Source organism: Leptospira bouyouniensis (genome assembly GCF_004769525.1).
In the GTDB taxonomy this organism is placed as follows: domain Bacteria; phylum Spirochaetota; class Leptospiria; order Leptospirales; family Leptospiraceae; genus Leptospira_A; species Leptospira_A bouyouniensis.
In genome coordinates this window covers 585,470-596,185 of the sequence record NZ_RQFT01000012.1, presented here as the reverse complement: position 1 = coordinate 596,185, position 10,716 = coordinate 585,470, and the positions used below count along the sequence as shown (strand labels likewise).

General features: G+C 40.2%; 9 protein-coding genes. 4 read left to right on the top strand and 5 right to left on the bottom strand.

The features are described 5' to 3' along the window. Positions 1 to 30 precede the first annotated feature (30 nt). A complete protein-coding gene (locus EHQ43_RS16940; RefSeq protein ID WP_135771798.1) occupies positions 31 to 1,938 on the top strand; it encodes a motility associated factor glycosyltransferase family protein in 1,908 nt (635 codons plus the stop codon). Here EHQ43_RS16940 and EHQ43_RS16935 read toward each other — a convergent pair. From EHQ43_RS16935 to EHQ43_RS16915, 5 genes are read right to left on the bottom strand one after another with little or no spacing between them, the layout of a single operon-like run. Then, positions 1,902 to 2,531, bottom strand: a complete 630-nt coding sequence (locus EHQ43_RS16935; protein ID WP_135741723.1) for a hypothetical protein — start codon at positions 2,529 to 2,531, stop codon at positions 1,902 to 1,904. The two genes, EHQ43_RS16940 and EHQ43_RS16935, sit on opposite strands and share 37 nt — an antisense overlap. Further along, positions 2,521 to 3,141 (bottom strand): glycerol-3-phosphate 1-O-acyltransferase PlsY, encoded by a 621-nt coding sequence (plsY, locus tag EHQ43_RS16930; protein ID WP_135771797.1) that lies wholly within the window; start codon positions 3,139 to 3,141, stop codon positions 2,521 to 2,523. Before plsY ends, EHQ43_RS16935 begins: the two co-directional genes overlap by 11 nt. After that, the gene (gene der / locus EHQ43_RS16925; protein ID WP_135771796.1) at positions 3,138 to 4,490 is read right to left on the bottom strand and encodes a ribosome biogenesis GTPase Der; all 1,353 of its coding nucleotides are present in this window, start codon (positions 4,488 to 4,490) and stop codon (positions 3,138 to 3,140) included. Before der ends, plsY begins: the two co-directional genes overlap by 4 nt. Next, a complete protein-coding gene (smpB, locus tag EHQ43_RS16920; protein WP_002974168.1) occupies positions 4,487 to 4,975 on the bottom strand; it encodes an SsrA-binding protein SmpB in 489 nt (162 codons plus the stop codon). The genes der and smpB overlap by 4 nt, the downstream gene beginning before the upstream one ends. 5 nt (positions 4,976 to 4,980) lie before the next feature. Next, positions 4,981 to 7,998: an AAA family ATPase gene (locus tag EHQ43_RS16915; protein ID WP_135771795.1), complete on the bottom strand. Its 3,018-nt coding sequence runs from the start codon at positions 7,996 to 7,998 to the stop codon at positions 4,981 to 4,983. An 81-nt stretch (positions 7,999 to 8,079) separates the two neighbouring features. On the opposite strand from EHQ43_RS16915, the gene EHQ43_RS16910 reads away from it, so the two are divergent. Genes EHQ43_RS16910 through pdxH form a run of 3 tightly spaced genes read left to right on the top strand, consistent with a single transcriptional unit; the run spans position 8,080 to position 10,693 of the window. Then, the gene (locus EHQ43_RS16910; protein ID WP_208731136.1) at positions 8,080 to 9,189 is read left to right on the top strand and encodes a pyridoxal phosphate-dependent aminotransferase; all 1,110 of its coding nucleotides are present in this window, start codon (positions 8,080 to 8,082) and stop codon (positions 9,187 to 9,189) included. A gap of 15 nt (positions 9,190 to 9,204) precedes the next feature. Continuing rightward, positions 9,205 to 10,062: a prepilin peptidase gene (locus EHQ43_RS16905; RefSeq protein ID WP_135771793.1), complete on the top strand. Its 858-nt coding sequence runs from the start codon at positions 9,205 to 9,207 to the stop codon at positions 10,060 to 10,062. After that, a complete protein-coding gene (gene pdxH / locus EHQ43_RS16900) occupies positions 10,055 to 10,693 on the top strand; it encodes a pyridoxamine 5'-phosphate oxidase (protein WP_208731134.1) in 639 nt (212 codons plus the stop codon). The genes EHQ43_RS16905 and pdxH overlap by 8 nt, the downstream gene beginning before the upstream one ends. The last annotated feature ends 23 nt before the right edge of the window (positions 10,694 to 10,716 follow it).

Below are 10,716 nucleotides of genomic sequence, written 5' to 3'. Positions count from 1 at the left end.
GAGACATAAGAAAAAACCTTAGATAGTATTATGTCCCAAATGATCGATCCGATTTCCAGTGAAATTTTTGAACGGAAGCCCTACTTACAAAATTATTTCAAAAACTTCCAATCGGAATATCGATGGGAACTGTTACCGGCAAAGAAAACTGGGGAATATTATGTCTCATTAGATGGGAATCCTCTCTCCTCCTCCTTCTCTCCACTAACACAGGCTACTCGACTTGTCGATTCGTATTCATTAAAACCAACCGATGTTGTGATCCTACTCGGTTTAGGTAATCCTCATTTAATTTCACTAGTAAGTGAGGCACTGGCTCCAGGACAAATTCTAATCATCATCGGAGAAGACGAAACACTAATTCCTGTTATGTGGGATCAATTTTTAAAACCCGTCTTACAAGTTCCTGGCCGCCATCTTTTTAGTGGCGAAATGTTTTATCCTTTATTTTTTAATTATTTAGAATCGCTTCCCATCGAAAGGGTGAGTGGACTAAAGGTCATACGGAATCCTACAGATACAAATAGAAACCCGATCTACAAAGAATTAGAAGAAAAAACACAAAATGTATTTTCAGCGAAGATGAGTGATTTACTCACAAAGTTTGAATTTGAAAGGTTATGGATTAAAAATAGTATTTTTAACCTAGTCCATGCGGAAAAAAAACCACCGGTAAAGAAACCCATTTCCCTGTTACGGGACAAATTCCAAGGACTTACCGCCGTTCTTGTGTCAGCTGGTCCAAGTTTACGTAAAAACCTTTCTTGGTTACAGGATGTTCGCGATAAGGTATTTGTTTTTTCCTGTGATACTTCTTTGAAAGTTCTTATCAAAGCAGGGATCAGAGCGGATGGTGTGGTGACTTTAGATGCCCAAACCAATTCCTTTTTCCATTTTATGGGTGAGTCATTGGAAAAAATCCCACTCTTTGCAGACCTTGTTAGCTCCCCCACACTTCTGCGTGAACCAATGTTCCAAACTGTTGTGCACTCGGTCACGGCCAAATACCAAGTGGATGCAGAAGGCTCACTAGTTCGGGAAGTGACTGCTGGAGGAGAACTCGCCGAACAAGTATTTGCTGATATTGGTGACATCCAATCTGGTGGATCTGTGGCAACCACTGCCTTTGATATGTTACGGTTTATGGGTTTTGGAACGATTTATTTTCTTGGCCAAGACTTAGCCTATTCAGGGAGGGAGATTCATTCCACAGGGACCCATCACAATGAAAAATGGCTAACCCAAGTGAACCGAAAAAATAGCCTCGAACGTACAAATGAAGTGATCATTCGCAAACGGGAAACTCGGTTTGTTCCATCTGCAAGTGGCAAAACAGTGTTAACCGACTATGTACTCGATTTATACAGGCACTGGTTTGAAGAGTCAGCGACGAGTGTGAAAGAAATGACTCTTTGGAATGTGAACGAGGATGGAGCAGAAATCAATGGTATCCCTTCCCTAACACCGGCTGCCGCCAAAGAGAAATTAAACTCAGTCCCAAACCACAACTACCCATGGCGAGAGTTATCCATTTGGTCTGAAAAAATCTCAAACATAAACAATCCAAAAAAAGAAAAAAAGACAACTGATAAAGTAGACGCACTCATCCAAAATGGGAGCGAAAGGTTATTCTATAAAATCAAAACAGATTTAGATTTTATGGAATCAAAGCTAAAAGAATTTGAAGTGAATTTGGATGGAATCAATGAATCGAATTCAAGTTCCCCATCTTTCCAAGAATCTGAGATTTGGCTTTGGATGCAAAGTGAATCGTATTTACGAAGGCTCGTCCGAAAAACCGAAATTTATTTATTACGCCATAAGGACTTAGATACAAAACGAAAAAACCAAATTATGTTTCAATCTATCCGAAAAGAAATCCGTTATTTAAAACGTAGCCTTTATCCAATGATGGATGCATTCCCTGAAAAAGGGTGAAACACAGTATTGTCTTCAAATTCAGGAAAATAATCAAAAAATAATTTTTGTGATACAACTCTGTATGCGAAGGGATTTTTTTCCACATAACCGTCTGTATGTGGTAGAGCAGGTAATTGGTGGAAATTAATCCTTTCTTCAAAATTGATAAAATCGCGGCGAGTCAACTCTGGTCTCAGTTCCAAAACAGTTTCTTTTAATAAGTTCCAATCCAGTTTGAAACTCATCCTTGCTCCGCGAAATGCTGGAGAACGTTCCAGTAAATTCACAATCCGTTTCACTGGGCAGTCCATATGTGAATATTTCGTGAGATACACTTTGACATACCTCGCAGCAAGGCCCACAGGTTCCCAAACAAATTCAGATTCGATGTTTTGTTCTTCTTCTTTTTTGATTTCCCCAAGAACTAAATGGAGTTCAGGGATAGACAGTTTCCCTGTCATGATGAGAGTGGATTCTTCCATTCCAAACTCACCATAGTATAACCATTTATAAAAATCTTGGATTTCGGCTTCGGGATGGTCTTCTACAAACTTGGTGATGAGAAAGAGTTTTTCTTTCTGCGTAAGTGTGGATTCCCTTTCATTTTGCATCTTCAGAAGCTCTTAGTTCTTTTCCTGAAACGAGACGTTTGATGTTCTCCCTATGCGAATAGGTGATGAGAAAAAAAGTAGCAACTAACACAAAAAAGATGACAGGTTGGTATTCAGTACTTGGTAAAACTTTCGAAGATCCAAAGTACCATAGTGGCATAGATAAAGTCGCAAGGATGGACCCAAGGGAAACAAATCCAGAAATCTTATACACGATAAAAAAGATCACAATGGCACAAACAGTCACAATTGGCACAAGGGTCATGTATACTCCGAGAGCAGTCGCCACACCCTTCCCCCCTTTGAATTGGAGAAACGGTGTAAAGGTATGCCCAAGGATGGCAACCGAACCAAGCAAAATTTCTGTTGTGGTAAGTGTATAAGGAGAATCAATGTAGGAGGCAGAGATCACAGGGATAGCACCTTTTAGTGCATCAAGGAGAAGGGCTAAAAATCCATATTTCCAACCAATCACACGGCCCACGTTTGTGGCACCGATATTACGGCTACCGTATTCGCGGACATCAATCCCACGCACTTGTTTGGCAAGGATATACCCCACCGGAATGCCACCAAAAAGGTAGCTGAATAGGACTGCGGCAAGAATCATTCCCTGCCCTCCTTTCCTTCGTTTCGGTTCCGGAGTTCGATCTCAACAGCAAGGCCGTCCAGTCCAAATTCCTTTACTATACTCTTTCGGTAGAAACTCAAAATATTTGAGGGAAAGAGTTTTGTGTCGTTCACGAAGAACAATATTTTAAAAGGGATCTGAGAGACCTGGGTGGCGTAATACACCTTCGGAGGTCGGTTCGATGCCTTCTGTACCTTATTTTTTCCCCCCCACTTGCTTAACCAGTCATTTAATTGGCGAGTCGTTAGCTTTTTTTGGGACTTTTCAAAGAGGGAAACCACAGATTCCAGAAGTTTATGGGTGCGGAGTTTCTCTTTTGCCGAAAGTGAAAGCAGGGGTCGCTCTTTTAGGATGGAGAGTTTTGCTTCCATGCGGTCTTTGTAAACTTTCCATGAATTGGATTCTTTTTCGGGAACTAGGTCCCATTTGTTCACCGCAACGATCATGGGTTTTCCAAGTTCTTGGATTTCACCAAAGATTTTTTTGTCAAATTCACCCAATCCTTTCATGGCGTCCACGAGGAGAACCACGACATCGGCTTCACCCAAACTATGGAGGGTTCGTTTGTAAGAGTAGAATTCTAAACTTTCACCCGTTTTCGATTTCCTCCGGATCCCCGCAGTATCAATGATTTCCAATTTATGGTTTTGGAAGTAAAACTGATCCGATACGGAATCTCTAGTCGTTCCAGGCACATCACTCACCACTGCTCGTTTGTAGCCAAGAAAGGTATTGAGAAGTGACGACTTACCAGCATTAGGTTTTCCGATAATCGCTATTTTGCAATACGGATCCTCTTGGGTTTTGATTTTATCTGGAAGGAAAAAATTAATTTTTTGGTAGAGGAGGTCAAAGTTCCGACGGCCAAGAGCCGAGATGGGAAGGAGTTCGTTTAACCCTAGTTTGTAAAAAGGTTCTAAATCATACTCATCTTGTTCTGTATCCACTTTGTTGATGAGAGTGAGGACATTTTTTTCTTTTAAGATTTCATCCTTTTTGAAAAGATCGATGAGTTTGTGATCATACTTTCGTAAGTCTTTATGATCAATTACATGTAAGATGAGGTCTGAATGACGAAGGTGTTCAAAAGCTATCTCAATGATTTCCTTTGAAATTTCGTCGATGTTCTCAATATCAAGACCTGGAGTGTCGGACAAAGTGAACGGAATTTTGAACTCAGCTCGTTCTACTGTTTTTTGTAACACATCCCGGGTGACTCCCGCTGTGTTTTCTGTGATGGCACTTTGTGCCCGGAGAATGGCATTAAATAATGTAGATTTACCGACATTTTGTCTACCAACAATGGTGACCACTGGAAGTCCCTTCATTTGCGTAAGTGTTCCTTCATGGCTCTTTCCATATCGATTTTGGCTTCCTTCTTTTGGATATCATCTCGTTTGTCGTATAATTTCTTAGGTTTGGCTAAAGCGACATCTATCTTCACCAAACGATTGTTCTTAAAGAAACAACGAGTGGCAACAAGCACAAGCCCCTTCTCTTTGATGGAACGATCAATTTTTTCAATTTCTTTTGCTTTGAGTAAGAGTTTACGAGGGCGTATTTCAGGATGGTTCGCATAACCTCCGTTTTTATAAGGAGGAATTTGAAAGTTTTCTAAAAATACTTCCCCGTTTCTCACTTTCGCAAAACAATCGGTCAGGTTTCCTTTTTTTTCCCTTAGAGATTTCACTTCCGATCCAGTGAGAACAACACCAGCCTCAAACGAATCTAATAGTTCGAAATTGAACTTTGCCTTTTTATTGATTAAAGGATCAGTTCCGCGTGGTTTATCGTCTTTTTTTGTTTTGCCCATACTGGTTACTGTCTTAAGGAATGGTGGATTTGCACGAGTCTTGCAATTTCTGCCCCAATCAAATTCGGCATGGAATAAAAATTATCTGCCGTGATTTGAAGAGAATCGTGGAAAACATGTTCGGCAATGAAACGCGAACCAAGTCCCACCCCTAAAAATACATAGTTTTTCTCTTCGTTTTTCAGTACAGCTTCTTTCATCTTTCGCGTATCAAAAGATGCAAGTTCGTCTTCGATATAGGTTTTTGCCCGCTGCCCTCGGAAGTCCGATAGAATGACGATGATTTTGGTTTGAGCATCTGGCGAAAAATAACGTTCACAATTTGAAAGGACTTGGTATTCAGGGATGCTATCCCCATGCCAATTTTTGCAAAGTGCGTTGAATACTTCTTCTTCTTTCTCCGCGGTATAGTCTTCTTCGGCAGATTTGAGATTAAAAATATCAACTGTGTCTTTTGAATTTTTGATATCACAGAAAGTATGGACACTCGTTTTGATATCATGTTCATTTAAGATATGTAAACTCACAAGGAGAGCAGACAACATCGCAATCGAATATTCAAAGTTAAAGATCCTTCTGCACTTTGATACGAGAAATGTTACCTCAACCCCTTTTAGCTTTTCATCATTTTTTTCGATGGTAGTTTTATCAAAAATTTTAGTATCACCCCTTCCACTTTTGTAAGAGATGTATTTGCGTGCATCCACCCGCGAACCTTCGTTTTTGTACATCCGGTGGATGTCAATTTCAGGATCAAAGAGTTGTTCGAGGTTTAACTCCACTTCTTCTAGTTCTTTCCCAAACACCGATTTAAACTCAGTGAGCCCCACCAAAATGGAATAATCCCAAAGCAAGCGGCGTTTTTTTAAGAATTGTTTGTAGAGTTCTTCTGTTCTATACCCCCAAGCACCACCACCACCCTGTGGTTCTCCCTGGCCTTGGTTTCCTTGTGTGTCTTGCCCATACCAAGCATCGGGTCCTTCCTTGGTGCCACCACCTGTTTCGGGAGTATTGATCTCAATTCCCCGCTTTGTTTCCTCACCGGAATTGAGTTTTTTAGCAACACCTGTGAGTGGGTCTCGTTTATGGAGTTCTGGGTCCCACCAATTTTTACGATTTAGTCCAGACTCAGTGGTAAATGTTTTTTTTTTCTCTTCGATTTCCTCGAAGAGTGTTGAGACCACTTCTACTCCTGAAAGAAAACCTTCTAACAGACGTTCCAATTCTTTTCGTTCCTTCGGATCTGCAATTTGGTTCGTATAATAAATCTTTCCCCCACGGATCGCAATGTCTTTTACGTCTGTTTGGTTGTAACGGTAGATATGGTTTTTCCATTTGAGAAGGTTTGCGATTCCAAATCTGTAAGGCATAAGATTTGCCGAACCTATCGTACGTTTTTCTGAAAGTTCTTTTGCCTTCAGATGGAAACGTGCGAGGGATCTTGGCAACACACCTTCTGGTAGAAAGAATTCTAAAATCTCTTGTAACACGTTTACATCTTCGAGTTCTGGAAAGAGGATGGGCGTGAATCGGTTACGGAAGGCACGAGAGATGGTTGTGACAGATTTTGAAGCTCGGAAAGACTTCATCCCGAACACAACAGAGGTATCTGTGAGTTTGATCGGAAGGTATTCCCCTGACTCTGGCGGGAGAGTGAGGGAGCGGGCATCATCTGTTAACATATTCATTTTTTCAACGAGTTCGGCACCCGCTGATTCAAGTCCTGAGATGAGGATAATATTCCCTTTTCGGATGGCACGTGTGAGTGGGCCGTCAACCCAAGTCACACTTTCAATATTCCCTTCTTCTGTAGGTTTTAAGGCACCGACTACATCCGATGTGTGCATGCCTTTGGATAACATCACAGATTCAATTTCAATCCCTGTGAGTTCCGTAAATAGTGGTAAAAATTCTTGTGGGTCTTGGTCTTCTCGGTATTCGATGAGGATGTTTTCTTTGGCTTGGATAGCGGTAAAGACCTGGTCGAGAAAATGTAAGATAGGTTCTGGGGTTGGGTATTTGGAAAGTAGAGAAATCGTTTGTTTCTCGTCCCAAGTTTTGATTTCCTTGTCATTCCAAAAAATGGTAGAATTTTGCACATACCCTTTAGTAGGAACTAGTTTGACAGCACCACCAAACTCTGCTTCAATGAGCTCTCGTTGTTTTTCTTTGTCCTCTTTTTTGCGGAATGGTTCCTCAAACAAATACAGGGCTTCTCTGACCGAAACGGTTTTGTCTTTTGCACCAAACAATACCAAACGGTTACAATACTTTTGAAGGGTTCGCAAATTAAAATGGTATTTTTCTAAATCCCCTTTTCCAATCTCACCCGACTTTATTCTTTTTTCTGATTCTAAACTGATGCGGATGATTTGTTGTAATACTTCTTCCGAAAGCATTGGATAAATTTTTTTTAGGATAAAAAACATCTCATCGGGAGAATAAGGATCCACATAAACAACAGCAAAATGTTTTGTGATGTCAAAAGGCAAAGGTTTACGACCTTCAAAGCCTTCACTCGGGTTTTGGGTTCCAATGAACCAAAATCCAGTTTTCCCCTTCACACGTTCCCCACTGCCTTCGAGAAGGTCGAGATAATTGGATTCGTAGACAGATGAAAAACGTTTGATGATGTTTGGTGCACAAAGGTTCATTTCGTCTGCAACAAAACTGAGTCCCTCTGACAATGCGTTCGTAAGCGGTCCATTGGACCATGTGAATCCTTTCCCATCGAGTAAGATGCGATACGATCCAATTAAATCTTCAGGGAGAGTGTCCTCATTAAAACTGAATCGAAGCGTAGGTTGTTTTCTAAGTGAATTGATATAATAAATAAGAGCGTTTTTTCCGACACCAGCATCACCGACGAGTAGGACTGGCATCCCTTCGAGCATCGGGTAAAGGATTTTTTGTAAGGTTTGTTTCACCGAATCAGTTTCAACTAGGCTAGAAGGGAAAACGGGAAATTTTTCTGAATGAGGAAGGACAGGCACTTTTACGCCGGCGATGGTTACAAATTCCATATCCTTCAGATTTCTACTCATTTGTAGGCTGTAAACCAAATTCTATTGACCCGTACCTACCCTAAAAACCATGATGATTCCATGGAATTTGCCAATAGAATGAATGGGATCGACTCCTCTCCCATCCGAAAAGCCTTTGAACTTGCACGTAGCATCCAAAACCCTATCAATTTGAGTATCGGCCAACCCCACTTCCCTTGCCCACCTAACATCATTGAAGCGATGAATCGGGCAGCCATTGAAGGGAAAACATCTTACACACTCACAGCTGGGATTCCTGAATTAAAATCAGCAATGGCTGAAAAGTACAGAACCCAAAACCATATGAAATATGCCCATGAAGATAGAATCCTTGTGACTTCGGGAATTTCTTCTGCTCTCTTTTTACTTTTTAATGCTCTCGTGAATGAAGGTGATGAATGTCTCGTCATCTCTCCTTATTTTTTAATGTATCCAGCCATGTTAAAGTTTTATGGAGGAAAAGTGGTTCCCCTTTCCGAAAACTTTGAACCCAAGGATTTGGAAACGTTGAAGAACCGAAAATTCAAACTCATTATTTTTTCCAATCCATCGAATCCCACAGGAAAGGTTTTGTCAAAAGAACAACTCCGTGCCATTGCGAACTTTGCAGAAAACACAGGAGCATATCTCATCAGTGATGAAATTTATGAACTCTTTGATTATGACGGAAAGTTTTTTTCCATTGGGAGTGAATATGAAAAAACAATTACCCTCACTGGTTTCTCGAAAACGTATAACATGACAGGCCTTAGGTTAGCCACAATCCTTGCCGAAGACAAAGTAATCAAGGCGCTCACCACCTTACAGCAGTATACGGTTGTGTGCGCACCTTCCATCACACAGTGGGCAGGTATCGAAGCTCTAAAAACAGATATGTCAACTTATATCCAGGATTACAAAGAAAAACGTGATTTTGTATATGAGTCCTTAAAAGACTACTACCCCATCCAAAAATCAGGTGGAGCCTTTTATGCATTTTTCCAAGTTCCTTGCGAAGATGAAGAATTCATCAAACGTGCTGTAAAAAAAGATCTCATCCTTGTTCCTGGGTTTATCTTCTGTGATGCAAAAAATTATGTAAGGCTTTCGTTTGCTACTGAATGGGAAACTCTAAAACGTGGAATGAAGGCATTACAGGAACTTTCGAAAGAACGTGAATCCATTCTGTAGAACCAACTAAAAAACATGGAATCACTAATAGAATCTAACTGGTATTTTCTTTCCACTGGACTTTCCTATATGATTCTATTTTTTTTTGCAGCTTCTCTTGCTAGTTTTTATACTACACTTGGTGATAGGATCTTGTATTACTGTTATGAACAAGGTCGTAAAAAATTCCAAGGGTTTAAACGATGGAACATCATTTTTTCTAAACCAAGCCACTGCCCAAGTTGCAAGACCAATGTAAACAAACTCTATTTGGTTCCGATATTTGGATGGTTATTAACCAAAGGAAAATGTAATCGTTGCCAGGTGGAGATTGCCAAACTATACCCTTTAACAGAATTCTTATTCGGACTCATAGCGATACTTGTTTATTTTGTTTCTGAATCCTTACCTGGGACATTTTGTCTCTTATTTTTTTTAGGTCACCTACTCATTGCGATGTTGACTGATGCAAAAAAACTGTCTCTGGATTATGAAAACCTTCCCTTCCTCATTGGATTTGGTTTTGGATCCAATTATTTTTTATTCGAAGAGACGCCAGGTTTCACACACCTGTATGTGTATTTAGGTTTTTTACTCTTTTATCTTATCATCTATCTTTTGTTTCGTGGAGGAACTGGACTTGGTGATGTAATATTTTCTCCTGTCCTTGCGGCCATTGCAGGAAATCCTTTTTGGATGGTTTATTTCAATTCTTCATACCTACTTGCTGTCGGCTTTAGTTTCTTACTTAGAAAAAAAGGAGAGTCTCTCAAAGGAAAAAAAATCCCAATGGGACTCTATTTTTCCATTGGAATCTTTTTTACTTTTTTTTTCAAACTCATCGTCCACTATTATGAATGGGAGGGATACTTAAATTATGGAAACATTGAATGATTTAGCCAATATGCGAAACAGTTACGAACGTTCTGTACTTTCAGAACAAACTGCAGGGACCGACCCTTTGGCACTTTTTTCTTTATGGTTTACCGAAGCCAAAGAAGAAAAAGAACTGGAACCCAATGCAATGAGTCTTGCGACCGTAAACAAGGAAGGGCAACCAAGCGTACGAATTGTACTATTAAAAGGTCTTATCCGAAATGAATTCCAATTTTTTACAAATTATCTATCGGACAAAGGAAAAGACATTGCGGAAAACAATCGTGTTGCTTTGAATTTTTTTTGGCCAAAATTAGAACGCCAAATCCGAATTGAAGGGACCGTCTCCAAAATCACTAAAGAAGAATCAGAAGCCTACTTTAAAATTCGCCCAAGAGAATCTCAAATTGGTGCCCATACATCAAATCAGAGTTCGGTGGTATCATCGAGAGAAAAACTAGAATCCAAATTCAAATCCCTTTCCAAAGAATGGGAAGGGAAAGAGATACCAATGCCAGAGTTTTGGGGCGGGTATTCGGTTTATCCAACCAAAATCGAATTTTGGCAAGGACGAGTGGGCCGACTTCATGATCGGATTTTATTTGAAAGGAAAAACTCGAGTTGGGAAAGGACTCGATTATCACCTTAGATGATTTGTATACTTTATAACCC